The following is a 16,301-nucleotide window of genomic DNA, read 5'->3' as shown; positions in this document are numbered from 1 at the left end:
GCGGGGCTACTTCTTGGTCTTGGCGAAGCACACGCCCCAGCGCTCGCCGCGCTGCCAGGACGCCTTGCTCGGCGAGATGTAGCCGTACTCGAAGGATCCACGGGTGTCGAGATAGCGGCGGACGCTGGTGGTGCAGCGGTCGCGCATCGTCGACTGAGCGCGCTTCGTGCCGGGGTACTTCGCGGTGACGGCGCCGAGGCGGACGCTGTCGACCCCGCGCCACCGGTGCTTCGTCGAGCAGACGACGGTGCCGACCGCGACGCGGATGTCGCCGCGGACGCACTGCATGTAGCGCCCGGACTGCTTGCTCGAGAGCGCGCCCTTCGTCTTGCCGGGAAGCGCAGCGAGGTTGCTGGCGTTCGCCGAGAGCACGAGGTCGCAACGCATCCACGCGGCTCCGGCCGCGGTCTGCGCGGCGCTCGGGACGCCGACGATGAAGCCGAACTGCGAGCGCTCGTAGGTGGGCCGGTCCTTGCCGAGGTAGCCGATCGCGGCCTTCTCGCAGATCGGGCGAGCGGTCCTGAGGATGCGGGTCGTGTTGTAGTCGGCGACCGCCGCCTTCAACGGCCCCGGCATCGTGCGTACGAGGTAGGTCAGCGCGGTCGCCCCCGCGCAGGCGACGGGAGCGGTGTCGTCGTCGCTGACGCGCAGCGTGGCGTCGACCGTGCCGGGCTTGCGGCACTCCCCGACCTTGGGGAGCGTGACGACCGGCGTCGGTGTCGCAGACGGCGTCGGCGCGGACTCGCTCGGTGGGAGCGTACGGATCGGGGGCGTCGCCTCGGTCGGGGAGGGGTCTGCGACGCCGACGAGGTCGGACGCGGACCCGCAGGCTGCGACGAGGACCAGCGCTCCGGCACCGAGCGAGGCGAGCACGAGGTTGCGAGCGCGGGTGCGAAGGCGACGCGGAGCCGTCACTGGGCGTCCTCCCGGGGTTCGGTGGCACAGACGGCTGCCAGTGTACGGGGCAGCCTGGTCGTCGCGAGCGGCGTGCGTCACTCGCGCGTACGGGTCCAGCAGAGGCCGAAGCGGTCGCCCGCCGCCCAGCCGGCACGGCTCGGCGGGAGCCAGCCGACGGCGATGTCGCCGGTGCTGTTGCCGGTGAAGGCTCGCGCAGGTTGCTCGCAGCGGCCGAGGACGTCTCGGCGTACGGCGGCTCCCGGGTAGGCGTCACCCGCAGTGCCCAGGCGGCGCGCCGCCACAGCCCGCCAGGTGTGGGGGAGCGAGCAGACGCGACCGCCCTCGCCGGCCGCGATGCCGGCCTGGTCGGTGCGAGCGCAGCGGCCGTACCGGTCGAGCGAGGCATCGTTCTTGAGCAGCCCGCGCGCCTGCTCCGGCAGGTTGAGCAACGCGGTGTCTCTGCGTGTGACCGCGACGTCGCACCGGAGCCAGCGTGCGCCCGCCGCGAGGTCGTCCTCGTCGGGGACGAACCACGCGTGCCGGGCTCGCGACAGCGCGAGGCGTGCCGGTGTCGCCCGCAGCCACGGTGCCAGGCCGGTGCGACAGCGGCGGTCCGCGGCTGCCGCGACGGCGGACCCGTCGAGCGGGTCGAGGTCGGCAGGCAGGGTTGCCATCAGGTACGTCTGGGTGGTGTGCGGTTGGGTGCACGGCACGGCCGCGACGTCGAGCTGAGCCTCGTCGAGCTGCTGCAGCGTGAGGCGGTAGCAGGCGTCGACGACGGGACGCGGCGCTGGCGTGGGGGTGGGGGAGGGCGTCGTCTCGGCGCTCGTCTCGCCCGTGGAGTCCGCGTCCTCAGACGCTCCGTCACCGGTGCAGGCGGCAAGGCTCATCGTCAGGACTGCCGTGAGCGCGCCGACGGTGCGGCCGAGGACGTGGTGCCGAGTCTCCACGCCTCCACCCTAGGAGTCGTGGGGACCTGCGCAATCAGACCTGGGTGGTCAGGCCGAGAGGAGCGCCGCGAGCGTCGCTCCGAGCTCGTACGCGGCAGCGCGCTGGGGTTCCTCGACGTCGCCGAGGATCTCCAGGACGGGTGCTGCCTGTGCCCATCCGAGGGCGCCGACGATGGACTGCACAGCGCGTACGGCGCCGGCCGTGTCGTAACGGCCGTGGACCCACAGCGCGTACGGCTTGCGTCGTGCGGGTCCGTCGGCCCCCGATGCTGCCGAGCCGTCGTCGCTGAGTGCACCCCCCGCCTCGAGGAAGATCGTGTCGAAGAAGTGCTTGAGCGCGCCCGACATGTAGCCGAAGTTGGCCGGCGTGCCCAAGACGTAGCCGTCCGCTGCCAGCACGTCAGCCGCCGTCGCCTCGAGCGCGGGGCGCACGACGACGTCGACACCGTCGATCTCAGGATCGCGGGCCCCAGCGGTCACGGCATCGGCGAGAGCCCGGACCGACGGGGTCGGCGCGTGGTGGACGAGGAGCAACGTGGACACCTGGTGAGACTAGCGGGGTCGTGGGTTATGCTCGTCGCAACCATGTACTACGCGCGCCTCCTCCTTCGGTGCCGCGGCGAGGGTTCGCTCTAGGTCGGACCCCCTCGTCGCGGCGTTCGTCATGGCCGGCCGTCCGCCGCACAGCGGCGCACCTCTTGAGCGACGAGCCCTTCACCGAGCGAGGACCCACCATGGCCACCTTCTTCCACACGCCCAGCCCTCAGCAGCCCAGCGGCATGCCGTACGAGCGCTACCCCGCCTTCCCGCCGATCGACCTGCCTGACCGCACCTGGCCGTCGAAGACGATCACCGAGGCCCCGCGCTGGCTGTCGACCGATCTCCGCGACGGCAACCAGGCACTGATCGACCCGATGACCCCGGCCCGCAAACGCCGCATGTTCGACATGCTCGTCCGGATGGGCTACAAGGAGATCGAGGTCGGCTTCCCGAGCGCGAGCGAGACCGACTTCGCGTTCGTCCGCCACCTGATCGAGGATGACCTGATCCCCGACGACGTCACGATCTCGGTCCTGACGCAGGCCCGCGAGGATCTCATCGACCGCACCGCGCAGTCGCTGGTCGGCGCGAAGACCGCCACCATCCACCTCTACAACGCCGTCGCACCGCTGTTCCGCCGCGTCGTCTTCGGGGTCGACCGTGACGAGTGCCGCGCGATCGCCGTACGCGGCACCGAGCTGGTCATGAAGTACGCCGACGAGTACCTGCAGGACACCGACTTCGGCTACCAGTACTCGCCGGAGATCTTCACCGGCGCCGAGCTCGAGTTCTCGGTCGACGTCTGCGAGGCCGTCATGGACGTCTGGCAGCCGCAGGCCGGTCGGGAGATCATCCTCAACCTGCCGGCGACCGTCGAGATGGCGACGCCCAACACCTACGCCGACCAGATCGAGTGGTTCAGCCGCACCATCTCACGTCGCGAGCACGTCGCGATCTCGCTGCACCCGCACAACGACCGTGGCACCGCCGTCGCCGCGACCGAGCTGGCGATGATGGCCGGTGCTGACCGCGTCGAGGGCTGCCTGTTCGGGCACGGCGAGCGCACCGGCAACGTCGACCTGGTGACGCTGGGCATGAACCTGTTCAGCCAGGGCATCGACCCGCAGATCGACTTCTCCGACATCGACGAGGTCCGTCGCACCGTCGAGTACTGCACCGGCCTGCCCGTCCACCCGCGCCACCCGTACGCCGGCGACCTGGTCTACACCGCCTTCTCGGGGTCGCACCAGGACGCGATCAAGAAGGGCCTGGAGGACCTCGACCGGCAGGCCGTCGAGCGCGGGATCCCCGTGTCGGAGATGCCGTGGGAGGCGCCGTACCTGCCGATCGACCCGCACGACGTCGGTCGTTCGTACGAGGCCGTGATCCGCGTGAACAGCCAGTCCGGCAAGGGCGGCGTCGCGTACATCATGAAGTCCGAGCACAAGCTGGACCTGCCCCGTCGGCTCCAGATCGAGTTCAGCCGGGTCGTCCAGTCGATGACCGAGGGCGAGGCCGGCGAGATGTCGGTCGACCAGATCTGGTCGGCGTTCTCCGCCGAGTACCTCGAGCGGACCACCCCGTACGCCCTGGAGGCGTTCCGGTCGTCGACCGACCACGACGGACTCGACGAGCTCGTGGTCGACGTCCGGGTCGGTGACACCGTCCAGTCGATCAAGGGCGAGGGCAACGGTCCGGTGGCGGCCTTCGTGGATGCGATCGGGTCGGTCAACGGGGACATCCGTGTCCTCGACTACGCCGAGCACGCGCTGTCGTCCGGTGGCGACGCCGTCGCCGCGGCGTACGTCGAGTGCGAGATCGGCGACCAGATCGTCTGGGGCGTCGGTGTCGATCCGAGCATCGTCACCGCGTCGCTGAAGGCGGTCGTCTCCGCCGCGAACCGCGCGGCGGCCGCGGGCGCCTGACGCCCCGCGCCGGTCGTACGCCCGCCCGCGCCTACGAACGCGCTGGTCGGCGAGATCGACCGGGCGTACGGCCGGTGTCACGACTCTGCCTCGTGCCTGCGGGACCCACAGGCAACGTGGGCAGTGCGAGCGTCGCCGCGAGTCCTCCCACAAGGATGACCGCGGCGACGCCGGTCGTGATCTTGCTGGCGGTGACCATCGAGTCCTGGGCTGCTGCAGCGGCCTCGGCGGTCTCTGGCTCGCTCGCGAGCTCGGGGATCACCGCGCCGGCGCTGTCCCGCACGAGCGACACGATCTGCTCCTGCTCCTGTGCCGGCAGGTCAGTCGCTGCGAGCTCGTCCGCGGTACGGGTGGCGAGCGTCGAGATGAGCAATCCGCCGAGGACGGCGATGCCGAGGGCCGAGCCGAGCTGACGCACGGTCGTGAGGATCCCCGACGCCTGGCCGCTCGCGGCGACCGGGATCTCGGCGAGGATCACGCTGGTCAGCTGTGCGGTCGCCATGCCGACCCCGGCGCCGTACACGAACAGCAGGGCGGCGATCGCGGTACCGCTGACCGTGAGGCTGATGACCAGGGCGACGCCCGCGACGGCGACGACCTCGAGCAGCAGACCGATCCGGACGACGGCCCGCTGGCCGATCCGCGCGGTCAGCTGGGGGGTGGCGCCGGAGACGAGGAATGTGCCGACGGCGAGCCAGAGGACGAGGAAGCCGGTGCCGAGCGGGGTGTAGCCCAGGGCGCCCTGGAGCAGCAGGGGGAGCGTGAAGATGAGGCCGATCTCGCCCAGAGCGACGATCAGGGCTGCCACCGACCCGTAGCGCAGCGAGCGGAACCGCATGAGGGTGAGATCGATCAGCGTGACCTTGCCTGCGCGCCCCCGACGGGCTTCGACGACGACGAAGGCGACGACGAGCACGGTGCCGATGCCGATCGCGAACGGGACGGGGGAGAGGGCACCGGACTCCTGACGCCACCATCCGTAGTACTGGCCCTCGATCAGGCCGAACACGACCCCGCCGAGCCCGAGGGTGGAGAGCGCGAGTCCAAGCAGGTCAGTGCCGCGCTGGAGGTCCGGATCCTTCGTCTCGTCGAGCACCTTGACGATGCCGAGGAGTGCGAGGAGGCCGAACGGGAGGTTGATCCAGAACGCCCAGCGCCAGCTTGCGTCGGTCGCGAGCCAGCCGCCCACGAGCGGCCCGACGGCGACCATGCCGCCGACGGTCGAGCCCCAGACGGCGAACGCGATCCCGCGGGCACGGCCCTGGAACGTCGCGTTGAGAGTGGAGAGGGTGCTGGGGACGATCATCGCGGCACCGAGCCCCTGCACGAATCGGGCGGCGATGAGCATCTCCTGGCTCTGCGCCGCACCGGCGGCGAGACTCGCGACCATGAAGAGGACGAGGCCGAGCGCGTACACCCGGCGGCGGCCGTACTGGTCGCCGAAGCGACCCGCGGCGAGGAGCACCGACGCCAGCATCAGAAGGTAGATCGCGTTCATCCACTGCGCGCCGGCGGCGGTCAGGCCGAGATCGTCGATGATCACGGGGATGGCGACGTTGACGATCGTCATGTCCATGACGACCAGCGAGACGCCGACCGAGACGGTCAGCATCGCGAGCCACTGGCGTCGGGTGATCGGCGCGTCCGCGGTCGCGGCGTCTGTGGTCGCGGGGTCGCCCGGTGCGGGGGTCTCGCTCATCGTGCTCCTCGGCTCCACCGTGGCGGTGGAGCCGCCCGGCACCGCAGAGCGTAACAGTGTTCCGGAGAGCGGGAAGCGAGCCCTGTCAGCCCGCTATGCGCGTACGGCGGCGATCTCGGCGACGTCGTCCGGAGTCGTCCGGCAGCACCCGCCGACGAGGACTGCGCCGGCGTCGCGCCAGCGCCGTACCCACGTCGCCCACGACCCGCGTGCCGACGAGCCGGTCCAGCGGCGCTGCTCGGCGTCCCAGACCTCGCCGGAGTTCGGGTAGACGACGACCGGGAGGTCGGTGACGGCGGCGATGTCGTCGACCAGCGGGGCGACGTGCTCGAGGGGTGTGCAGTTGATGCCGATCGCGGCGACGTCATGGTCCGCCACCATCCGCGCCACCTCGGCGACCGGCGTGCCGTCGCTGATGTGGTGGTCGTCGCGTCCGGTGAACGTGATCCACCCGGGCACGTCAGCACCGGCGAGGAGCTCGGCGAGCGCCCGCGCCTCGACCGCCGACGGCACGGTCTCGCAGGCGAGCAGGTCCGGGCCGGCCCCGACGAGCAGGCGCATCCGGTCCGCGTGGAAGGCACGCAGCGCCGCCACGTCGAGACCGTAGTCGCCGCGGTACTCCGAGCCGTCGGCCAGCGCGGCGCCGTACGGGCCGACCGACGCGGCGACCAGCGGGCGGCGCCCCGGGTGCTCCGCGACGAAGGCGTCGCGCACGTCACGGGCCAGCGTGACCGAGGAGGTGATGAGACGTTCTGCGTCCGCGACCGGGATGCCGAGCCGGCCGAACCCCCCGACCGTGGCCTGGTAGCTCGCCGTGATGAGCACGTCGGCCCCGGCGTCGAGGTAGTCGCGGTGCACGCGGGCGATCATGCCCGGGTCGTCCCGAAGCAGGGCTGCCGACCAGAGCGCACTCGTGATGTCGGCGCCATGGCGTTCGAGCTCGGTGGCGAGCGCCCCGTCGACGACCACGAGGTCGTCGAGGGGGAGCGGGAGCTGGTGAGTCACGCTCCCAGCGTAGGTCGCCCTCGCTCAGCCGAGGAGTGCTGCCATCTCGTCGATCTCGGACTGCTGTGCGTCGACCACGGCCTCTGCCAGCGCGACCGCCTCGGGGTTCGCGCCGTCGGCGATCTGGTTCTTCGCCATCGTGACCGCCCCTTCGTGGTGGACGATCATCTGGCGGAGGAACTCCTCGTCGAACGACGCGCCGCTCAGACCCTCGAGGCGCTCGAGGTCCTCGGGCGACATCATCCCCTCCATGTCGCCGTGGTCGGCGTGCGCGTCGTCCGCGGGAACCTCCTCGCCCCACTCCTCGAGCCATCCGGTCATGGTCGCGATCTCGGGATCCTGGGCTGCGGCGATGCGCGCCGCGAGGTCCTCGACCTCGGCTCCGGCACGGGTCGGCGCGAGCGCTGCCATCTCGAGCGCCTGCCGGTGGTGGGGGATCATCTGCTGCGCGAACGTCACGTCTGCGGCGTTGTGGTCGCCGGCCGCGTCCGGGCTCTGCGTCTGGTCGGAGCTCTGCGACGCCCCGTGGCCGTCGTGGCCGCCGCCAGCGGACCCGGACCCGGAGTCGTCAGCCCCGCAGGCGGAGACACCGAGGCCGAAGGCGACGGCAGTGACGAGGGCTGCGGCACGTCGTCGTGCGGTGTGGTTGAAGCTGCTCGCGGTAATCATCCTCGCACCATACCCATAGGGGGTATAGGTATCAAGACCCGTACGTGTACGGCGCGGCCCGCACCCCGTACGACGAACGGCACGGCAGAATGGTGCCCGTGGCGCTCTACCGCGACGAGGCCGTCGTCCTCCGGACCCAGAAGCTGGGCGAGGCGGACCGCATCGTCACGCTCCTGACCCGCCACCACGGCCGCGTCCGTGCAGTCGCCAAGGGCGTACGCCGTACGAGCTCCCGCTTCGGGTCGCGCGTCGAGCCCTTCATGCACGTCGACCTCCAGCTCGCCGAGGGCCGCACGCTCGACGTGATCACCCAGGTCGAGACCCTCGACGCGTACGCCGGCCGGCTCGGCAACGACTACGGCGCCTACACCTGCGGCACGTCGATGCTCGAGTCCGCCGATCGGCTCGTCGGCGAGGACGGTCACCCGGCCGCCCAGCAGTACCTGCTGCTCGTCGGCGCGCTGCGTGCCCTCGCCGACCGCAGGCACCCGAGCGGCCTCATCCTCGACTCGTTCCTGCTCCGGTCGCTGGCCATCGCCGGGTACGCCCCCAGCTTCGACACGTGCGCCCGGTGCGGGCTTGCCGGCCCGCACCGCGCCTTCAACCCCGGCGCGGGCGGGATGCTGTGCGCCGACTGCAGGCTGCCCGGCTCCGACAACCCCGCGCCCGAGACCGTACGCCTCCTTGCCGCGCTGCTCAGCGGGCTCTGGCCGCAGGCGGAGGCGTCCGGCGACCGCGCGCGGCGCGAGGCGAGCGGGCTCGTCGCCGCCTACCTCCAGTGGCACCTCGAGCGCGGTCTGCGGTCGCTGGACTACGTCGACCGCTGACGCGCGCTCAGACCAGGCCGTCGGTGAGGTCGTACGGGATCCCGAACCGGTGCGCCGTGACGCTCACGGCCTGCTCGTGCAGGAACGGCAGCAGCTCGATGCGCCCTGACTCGGTGACCGGCTGGGACCACACCGCGACGTCCGGCCGTCCGCCGAGCGCCGATGCGAGCGCGCTCGCCTCCGCTGCGGGGTCCGCCGCGACGAGGCGGACCCGACCGCCGGCCGACGCGTCGACGTGTCCGAGCCATGCCGCGTCGTCGTCGACGTGCACGCTGATGCCGAGTCCCGTGATCGCGCGGGTCAGCTCGGCCGGCAGCGGCTCCTCCGAGGAGACCACGACCGTGCCGCCGGCGACCGCTCCCGCCGCCACGACGCGCACGAGGTCGGTCAAGGACGCGCCGGCGGCGTGCCGGATCGTCACCGTGGTCGGGAGGTGGCGCAGCACGTTCCGCTCGACACCGAGCGCGCTCGGATCGGCGCCCTCGGCGTACCGGTCGCGCCATGCCTGGGCGTCGCTGCGGAAGGCGCGGTCGAGACGCTCCAGGTCCTCGGCCGGCAGCCCGGCAGCGCTGGCGGCCTCACGGAGCGCTCCGACCGCCGGGAGCGGCGTCGCGGTCGCGGTCGCCGGTCGCGGTCGCCAGCCGGTCAGGCCGAGCAGATAGCTCGGGCCGCCCGCCTTCGTGCCGGCGCCGACCGCCGAACGCTTCCAGCCGCCGAACGGCTGGCGGCGCACGATCGCACCGGTGATGCCGCGGTTCACGTAGAGGTTGCCGGCCTGGACCCGCGACAACCAGGTGTCGATCTCGGTGCGGTCGAGTGAGTGGAGCCCGGCGGTGAGGCCGTAGTCCACCTGGTTCTGGAGGTCGATCGCCTCCTCGAGGGTCTCGGCGGTCATCACCGAGAGGACCGGACCGAAGAACTCGGTGAGGTGGGCGACCGCCCCGGGCGCGACGCCGACGCGGACGCCGGGGGACCACAGCTGGCCCTCGTCGTCGAGGCGGCGGGGCTCGACGAGCCAGGACTCTCCGGCACCCAACGTCGTGAGCGCGCCGAGGAGCTTGCCACGAGCGGGCTCGATCAGCGGTCCGACCTGGGTTGTCGCGACCTCGGGGCGCCCGACCTCGAGCGAGGTGACGGCGTCGACCAGCTGCTGCCGGAAACGACGTGAACGGGCCACGGAACCGACGAGGATCACCAGCGACGCCGCCGAGCACTTCTGGCCCGCGTGACCGAACGCCGACGCCGCGACGTCGCGCGCCGCGAGGTCGAGGTCGGCGCTCGGGGTCACCACGATGGCGTTCTTGCCGCTCGTCTCCGCGAGCAGCGGGAGGTCCGCGCGGAAGGAGCGGAACAGCTCGGCCGTCTCGTACGCCCCGGTGAGGACCACGCGGTCCACCCGCGGGTCGCCGATGAGACGGCTGCCGAGGTCGCCCTCGTCGACGTGCGCGAGCTGCAGGACGTCGCGGGGGACCCCCGCGCGCCACAGCGTCTCGACCATCACCGAGCCGCAGCGCGCAGCCTGGGGCGCTGGCTTCACGACGACCGAGGAGCCTGCAGCCAGGGCCGCGAGGGTCGACCCGGCAGGGATCGCGACAGGGAAGTTCCACGGCGGCGTGACGACCGTGAGCCGTGCCGGAACCGCCTCGGCGCCGTCGACGTCGTCGAGCTCGCGGGCGAGCGTCGCGTAGTAGCGGGCGAAGTCGATCGCCTCCGACACCTCCGGGTCGCCCTCGCCGAGCGTCTTGCCGGCCTCCGACGCCATCACCTCGACGAGATCTCCGCGACGTCGCTCGAGCTCGTCTGCGACCTCCTCCAGCACAGCGGCGCGTCCGGCGCCGCCCAGCGCCGCCCATCCGGGTGCCGCCTCGACAGCCCGGTCGAGGAGGTCGTCGAGCTGCTCCGCCGACCGCACCGTGTGCTCGGCCACGAGGGCGGTGCCCGCATCGGACGCCGGCACCCGGGCGAGGATCTCGCGGGCCCAGTGCCGGTTCGGCGCGAGCGAGGGGTCGGTGTCCTGGGTGTTGCGGAACGGGGCTGCGCGCGGCGTGGCGGCCGGAGCGACCGTACGGTCCTGGTGCCGGTTGGGAAGGGGGACGGTGGTGTCCAGCTCGGCGAGCGACGCCGCGAACCGCTGCCGCTCCCGCTCGAACAGCGCGTCCTCGTCGAGCCGCAGCACGGCGCTCATGAAGTTGTCCTGGCTCGCCCCCTCCTCGAGGCGCCGGACGAGATAGGCGATGGCGACGTCGAACTCGCTCGGGTGCACGACCGGCGTGTAGAAGAGCAGGCTGCCGACCTCGGCGCGTACGACCTCCGCCTGCGCCTGCGCCATCCCGAGGAGCATCTCGACGTCCATCGCGTCCCGGGTGCCGCGGCGCCCGGCGAGCAGCCACGCGAACGCGAGGTCGAACAGGTTGTGCCCGGCGACACCGACCCGGACGTTGCGCGCGTGCTCGGGTCGCAGCGCGTACTCGAGCACGCGCTTGTAGTGGGTGTCGGTCTCCTGCTTGCTTCCCCAGGTCGCCAGCGGCCAGTCGTGGAGCGCGGCCTCGACGCGTTCCATCGGGAGGTTCGCGCCCTTGACCACGCGGACCTTGATCGGCGCGCCACCGCGTGCGGTCCGCTCGGCGGCCCAGGTCTGCAGCCGGATCATCGCGCCGAGCGCGTCGGGGAGGTACGCCTGAAGGACGATGCCGGCCTGGAGGTCGTGGAGCTCGGGGCGGGAGAGGAGCCGCGTGAAGACCGCGATCGTCACGTCCAGGTCGCGGTACTCCTCCATGTCGAGGTTGACGAACTTCTTCGGCGACGATCCTGCGGCCTGGAGGAACAGCGGTGCGAGCTGCTCCACGATGTCGGCGACGGCTTCGTCGAAGGCCCACGGCGCGTGCGGGGCGACGGTCGACGACACCTTGATCGAGACGTAGTCGACGTCGTCGCGAGCCAGCACGCGCTGCGTCCCGGTGAGCCGGCGGGCGGCCTCGCGGCGGCCGAGGACGGCCTCGCCGAGCAGGTTGACGTTGAGCCTCACTCCCGGCTTGCGCAGGTGGGCGATCGCCTTCCCGAGGGAGCGGTCGCTGGCGTCGACGAGCAGGTGCCCGACCATCGACCGGAGCGTCCGGCGCACGATCGGGATGACGACACGGGGGAGGTGCGGCGCGACGGCGCCCCCGAGTCGTACGGCGCTGCGGAGGTGCCAGGGGAGGAAGCGCGGCGTCTGGCGCGCGAGCTCGGCGAAGTTCTGCGCGGCGACCGCCGGGTCCTCGGGGCGGATGACGCCGTCCACGAAACCGGTGGTGAACGCGAGCCCGGCGGGGTCCTCCAGGACGGCACCGAGCCGTGCGGCGGCCTTGTCGGGCTTGATCGCCTGGGAGGCCGCGCTCCAGCGCCGTACGAGGTCGACCGCCTCGTCGGCGAGCCCGTCGAGGTCGGCCGGGAGGGCCGCCTTCGCGGGAGCGGACGCGGGCGCGGGGTGCGAGTGGGTATCCATCGCTTTCAGTATCGATCGGCCCGTTGGTAAGGTAAAGCGATGATTCGTGATGGATATCCATCACAAGATCTGATCGATGGGAGACGGCCATGCTCGAGGTCCGACGTCTGCGTCTGCTGCGTGAGCTCCAGGTCCGCGGTTCCCTCGCGGCAGTGGCCGCAGCCCTCCACCAGTCGCCGTCGTCGGTGTCGCAGCAGCTCGCACTGCTCGAGCACGAGGTCGGTGTCCCGCTCCTCGCCAAGGCCGGGCGCGGGGTCCGCCTGACCCCGCAGGCGGAGATCCTCGCGGATCACGCAGCGGAGGTGATCGCCCTTCTCGAGCTCGCCGAGGCGGACCTTGCTGCCTCGTTGGAGGAGGCGACCGGCCTCGTGCGGCTCGCGGTGTTCCAGTCGGCAGCGCTCGCCCTGATGCCGCAGACGCTGTCCGACCTCGCTGCCACGCACCCGCGGCTGCGCGTGACGATGACGCAGGCCGAGCCCGAGCACGCGCTGCGCGAGACGTGGGCGCGCGGCTTCGACCTCGTGGTGGCTGAGCAGTACCCGCACCACGCCGCGCCGTGGCACCCCGACCTCGACCGGGTCGAGCTCACGTCGGACGAGATCCGCCTCGCCGTCCCGCCGGCCGGTCCGTACGCGCAGATCGAGACGATCGCTGACGCCGCCGAGGTGCCGTGGGTGATGGAGCCCGACGGTGTCGCGTCGCGACACTTCGCCGAGCAGGCCTGCCGTCGTGCGGGGTTCGAGCCCGACGTCCGGTTCGAGACCGCCGACCTCCAGGCGCAGATCCGGCTGATCGAGTCGGGCAACGCTGTGGCGCTGCTGCCGGACCTCCTCTGGTTGGGCCGTCGCCCCACCGTCCTGCTGCGCGATCTCGACGGCGCGCCACGCCGTACGGTCTTCACGTCGGCGCGCCGGTTCTCGGCGAGCCAGCCCGGCGTCCGTGCCGTCCGCGAGAGCCTCGCCGCGGCGGCGTCCGACGCCGTTTCCGGTGCGGCCGCGCGACCGGCGACAATGGGCGGGTGACCCACCCCGTACGCCGCCCCACGCCGCATCCGTCCGGCGCTCGGCCGCCGTCGCTGCCGACCGACCAGGTTCCCAAGCACGTCGCGATCGTGATGGACGGCAACGGACGGTGGGCCAAGCAGCGTGGGCTTCCCCGGACGGCGGGCCACGAGGCGGGCGAGTCATCGCTGTTCGACGTCGTCGAAGGCGGCATCGAGGTCGGCGTGAAGTGGATCTCCGCATACGCGTTCTCCACGGAGAACTGGAAGCGCTCGCCCGACGAGGTCCGGTTCCTGATGGGCTTCAACCGCGACGTGATCCGGCGGCGCCGCGACGAGATGCACGAGCTCGGCGTCCGCGTGCGGTGGGCCGGTCGGCGCCCACGCCTGTGGGGCAGCGTCATCAAGGAGCTCGAGATCGCCGAGGAGCTCACCAAGGACAACGACGTCCTCACCCTCACGATGTGTGTGAACTACGGCGGTCGGGCCGAGATCGCCGACGCCGCCGCGGCGCTGGCGCGCGACGTCGCCGCCGGCAAGGTGAAGGCGGGCAAGATCGACGAGGAGGTCTTCGCGCGCTACCTCGACGAGCCCGACATGCCCGACGTCGACCTGTTCTGGCGCACCTCGGGCGAGCAGCGGACGAGCAACTTCCTCCAGTGGCAGGCGGCGTACGCGGAGATGGTGTTCTCCGACATCGCGTGGCCGGACGTCGACCGTCGCGCGCTGTGGGAGGCCATCGAGGAGTACGCCCGCCGCAACCGCCGCTACGGCTCGGCATGAGCGCGTTCGCGCACCCGTGCCCGTGCGGGTCGGCCACCTCGTACGACGCGTGCTGCGGCCGTCTGCACCGTCAGGAAGCGCAGGCCGCGACGCCCGAGGAGCTGATGCGGTCCCGCTACGCGGCGTACGCCGTCGGTGACCTCGACCACGTCTTCCGCACGTGGCACCCTCGCACGCGGCCGCACGACGTCGCGCCTGACGCCGGGATCACGTGGGAGCGGCTCGAGATCGTCGCCGCGTCGGACGACGAGGTCGAGTTCCGGGCTCACTACCGCACCGCCGAAGGCGCGGGCGTGATGCACGAGCGCAGCCGCTTCGAGCAGCGCGCAGGCCGTTGGTTCTACGTCGACGGCGACGTCCGCGACGCGTAGCCGGCGACGAAGCCACCGCTGCCAGCACGAAGCGCGGGTTGTAGGCGTGGCTTCGTGCTGGCAGCGGTGGCTTCGTGCGTTCAGACGGGCTTCAGCGACCCGCGACCGCGGCCGGCTGCTGCTGCGTGATGCAGTGGATCCCGCCGCCGCGCGCGAACAGCGGCCGCGCGTCGACCGCGACGACCTCGCGGCCCGGGTACTCGTCGCGCAGCACGGCGGCCGCCTCCACGTCCTGCGGGTCGCCGAAGGCGCACGCGATCACGCCGCCGTTCACGACGAGGTGGTTGACGTACGACCAGTCGACCCAGCCCTCGTCGTCGCGAAGCGTCTGCGGCGCCGGGAGCGGGACCTGCTCGAGCGCGAGCCCTCGCGCATCGACCGCCTCCTCCAGCGCCGTACGGATCTCCGCCGATACCGGGTGGTCGGGGTGCGCCGCGTCACGCTGGTCGTGCACGAGCACCCGGCCCGGCGACGGGAAGGTCGCGACGATGTCGACGTGACCGCGCGTGCCGTACCGCTCGCTGTCGCGGGTCAGCCCTCGCGGCAGCCAGACCACGTGGGTGGCGCCGATCGTGCGCGCGAGCTCGTCCTCGACCGCCGACCGCGACCAGCCGGGGTTGCGCTGCGGGTCGCGCTGGACTGTCTCCGTCACCAGCACCGTGCCGAGGCCGTCGACGTGGATGCCGCCGCCCTCGTTGACCATCGACGACCCGACGCGTACGACGCCGGCCTCGCGCACCACCACCGCGGCGATCCGTGCGTCGTGGTCCCAGCGGGCCCAGTCCTGCTGGCCCCAGCCGTTGAACACCCAGTCGACCGCGGTCACCGCGCCGTGCTCGTCGTGGACGAACGTCGGCCCGATGTCGCGCATCCACGCGTCGTTCAGCGGCGCCTCGACGACCTCGATGCCGACCGACAGCCAGCGGCGGGCGTCTCGGACGTCCTCGGGGTCGACGACCATCGTCACCGGCGCGAAGTCGGAGACCGCGTGGGCCACCGCGCTCCACGTCGCGCGTGCCTCCTCGGCGTCGTCTGCAGTCTCGCCGAGCGAGTAACCCGCGGTCGGGAACGCCATCCAGACGCGGTCCTGGGGCGCGGTCTCCGACGGCATCAGCAGACCGGTCACTCCATGCCGCCGAACGGACGCTCGGGGTCGACGGGACGGGTCAGCGCCGCGTACGTGTCCGGTCGTCGCGTCCGCAGGAACGGGAACAGCGTCAGCCAGTCCCGCCGCTGCTCGAGCGCGAGGTCGGTGACGAGCACGGCCTCCTCGTCCCGGGGTGCCTCGACCAGCACCCGGCCGTACGGGTCGGAGACGAACGAGCTCCCGTAGAACCGGATCGCCCCCTCGTCGCCCGTCCGGTTCGGGACGACCATGAACGTGCCGGCCGTGATGCCGTGCCCGGTCACGACCGTCCGCAGCAGCGGCTGCGTGTCGAAGTCAGGGTGGTCCGGCTCGGACCCGATCGCGGTCGGGTAGACCAGCACCTCCGCCCCGCCGAGGGCGTACGCGCGCGCGACCTCGGGGAACCACTCGTCCCAGCAGGTCGGCATCCCGAGGCGGAGGCCGTCGAGCGCGGGCAGCTCGTGGACCGGGTACGGGGCGGCGGGCGTGCCCGGCCGGAACCACGTGTCCTCGTAGTAGCCCGCCGTGACCGGGATGTGCAGCTTGTCGGTCTGGGCGACCAGCTCACCAGCGGGGGACACGAGGATCGCGGTGTTGAGGCCGCGCCGGTCCTCCGGAGCGGCGGCATCCCGCGACCGACGGAAGAGGGAGGCGTGGACATGCAGCCCGTACGCCGTCGCGACCCGCGCAGCGAACGTGAACGTCGGCCCGTCGGCCAGGTCCTCGGCGAGCGCGTCGGGCTCGTCTCCGGCGCGGACGTCTGCCGGGTAGCGGCTGAGGGTGAGCTCGGGGAGGAACACCACCTGCGCGCCCGCGCCAGCCGCGGCGGCGACCGCACCGTCCAGAACCGCGGCGAGCTCGTCGGGGTCCTCGCGCCAGCGGTGCTGGACGACGCCGACGCGCAGCGCGGCACGCGGTGCCGCGGAGGAGGCAGAGTCGGTGCGCGCCAGCGACGGGAGCGCGGGGGCTGTGACGAGCTGCATCGCGGCGACTCCTCGGATGTGGGTGAGGACCACACCGTATCC

14 protein-coding genes are annotated in these 16,301 nt (G+C 72.2%); 5 read left to right on the top strand and 9 right to left on the bottom strand.

Annotation, left to right across the window (positions count from 1 at the left end):
• Positions 1-6: 6 nt before the first annotated feature.
• The 3 genes from GH747_RS08675 to GH747_RS08665 all read right to left on the bottom strand — a co-directional run bounded on the left by GH747_RS08675 (position 7) and on the right by GH747_RS08665 (position 2,390).
• Positions 7-915, bottom strand: coding sequence for a septum formation family protein (locus GH747_RS08675; protein WP_163695419.1), 909 nt, complete (start codon positions 913-915; stop codon positions 7-9).
• Positions 916-992: 77 nt separating this feature from the next.
• Positions 993-1,847: a septum formation family protein gene (locus tag GH747_RS08670; protein ID WP_149769168.1), complete on the bottom strand. Its 855-nt coding sequence runs from the start codon at positions 1,845-1,847 to the stop codon at positions 993-995.
• Between the two features lie 48 nt (positions 1,848-1,895).
• Positions 1,896-2,390, bottom strand: a complete 495-nt coding sequence (locus GH747_RS08665) for a flavodoxin family protein (protein WP_149769167.1) — start codon at positions 2,388-2,390, stop codon at positions 1,896-1,898.
• 191 nt (positions 2,391-2,581) lie between these two features.
• Here GH747_RS08665 and leuA point away from each other — a divergent pair, with 191 nt between their 5' ends.
• The gene (leuA, locus tag GH747_RS08660) at positions 2,582-4,312 is read left to right on the top strand and encodes a 2-isopropylmalate synthase (RefSeq protein ID WP_228552843.1); all 1,731 of its coding nucleotides are present in this window, start codon (positions 2,582-2,584) and stop codon (positions 4,310-4,312) included.
• 31 nt (positions 4,313-4,343) lie between these two features.
• Here the strand turns inward: leuA and GH747_RS08655 are convergent, their stop codons facing one another.
• The 3 genes from GH747_RS08655 to GH747_RS08645 all read right to left on the bottom strand — a co-directional run bounded on the left by GH747_RS08655 (position 4,344) and on the right by GH747_RS08645 (position 7,685).
• Positions 4,344-6,011 carry an MFS transporter gene (locus tag GH747_RS08655; RefSeq protein ID WP_149769166.1) on the bottom strand — a complete coding sequence of 556 codons (1,668 nt, stop codon included), beginning with the start codon at positions 6,009-6,011 and terminating at the stop codon, positions 4,344-4,346.
• A 93-nt stretch (positions 6,012-6,104) separates the two neighbouring features.
• On the bottom strand, positions 6,105-7,016 hold the full coding sequence (gene mmuM, locus GH747_RS08650) for a homocysteine S-methyltransferase (RefSeq protein WP_149769165.1): 912 nt from the start codon (positions 7,014-7,016) through the stop codon (positions 6,105-6,107).
• A 24-nt stretch (positions 7,017-7,040) separates the two neighbouring features.
• Positions 7,041-7,685, bottom strand: a complete 645-nt coding sequence (locus GH747_RS08645; RefSeq protein WP_149769164.1) for a DUF305 domain-containing protein — start codon at positions 7,683-7,685, stop codon at positions 7,041-7,043.
• Between the two features lie 98 nt (positions 7,686-7,783).
• Here GH747_RS08645 and recO point away from each other — a divergent pair, with 98 nt between their 5' ends.
• On the top strand, positions 7,784-8,512 hold the full coding sequence (gene recO, locus GH747_RS08640; RefSeq protein WP_149769163.1) for a DNA repair protein RecO: 729 nt from the start codon (positions 7,784-7,786) through the stop codon (positions 8,510-8,512).
• 7 nt (positions 8,513-8,519) lie between these two features.
• Here recO and GH747_RS08635 read toward each other — a convergent pair whose 3' ends face one another.
• Complete coding sequence (locus tag GH747_RS08635) at positions 8,520-11,996, bottom strand: proline dehydrogenase family protein (protein WP_149769162.1); 3,477 nt, start codon at positions 11,994-11,996, stop codon at positions 8,520-8,522.
• Positions 11,997-12,085: 89 nt separating this feature from the next.
• Here GH747_RS08635 and GH747_RS08630 point away from each other — a divergent pair, with 89 nt between their 5' ends.
• From GH747_RS08630 to GH747_RS08620, 3 genes are read left to right on the top strand one after another with little or no spacing between them, the layout of a single operon-like run.
• Positions 12,086-13,018, top strand: a complete 933-nt coding sequence (locus tag GH747_RS08630; protein ID WP_149769161.1) for a LysR family transcriptional regulator — start codon at positions 12,086-12,088, stop codon at positions 13,016-13,018.
• Complete coding sequence (locus GH747_RS08625) at positions 13,015-13,779, top strand: isoprenyl transferase (RefSeq protein WP_149769160.1); 765 nt, start codon at positions 13,015-13,017, stop codon at positions 13,777-13,779. The genes GH747_RS08630 and GH747_RS08625 overlap by 4 nt, the downstream gene beginning before the upstream one ends.
• Positions 13,776-14,150, top strand: coding sequence for a YchJ family protein (locus tag GH747_RS08620; protein ID WP_149769159.1), 375 nt, complete (start codon positions 13,776-13,778; stop codon positions 14,148-14,150). The genes GH747_RS08625 and GH747_RS08620 overlap by 4 nt, the downstream gene beginning before the upstream one ends.
• 91 nt (positions 14,151-14,241) lie before the next feature.
• Here GH747_RS08620 and GH747_RS08615 read toward each other — a convergent pair whose 3' ends face one another.
• Together GH747_RS08615 and GH747_RS08610 are read right to left on the bottom strand one after the other, a co-directional pair.
• Positions 14,242-15,276, bottom strand: a complete 1,035-nt coding sequence (locus tag GH747_RS08615) for an agmatine deiminase family protein (RefSeq protein WP_163695416.1) — start codon at positions 15,274-15,276, stop codon at positions 14,242-14,244.
• A complete protein-coding gene (locus GH747_RS08610; protein ID WP_149769158.1) occupies positions 15,273-16,259 on the bottom strand; it encodes a nitrilase-related carbon-nitrogen hydrolase in 987 nt (328 codons plus the stop codon). Before GH747_RS08610 ends, GH747_RS08615 begins: the two co-directional genes overlap by 4 nt.
• Positions 16,260-16,301: the final 42 nt, after the last annotated feature.

Origin of the sequence: Mumia xiangluensis, from assembly GCF_010994095.1 — a bacterium.
Lineage (GTDB): Bacteria > Actinomycetota > Actinomycetes > Propionibacteriales > Nocardioidaceae > Mumia > Mumia xiangluensis.
Note: the sequence above shows the minus strand (reverse complement) of the source record. Positions and strands in the feature narration are given on the sequence as shown.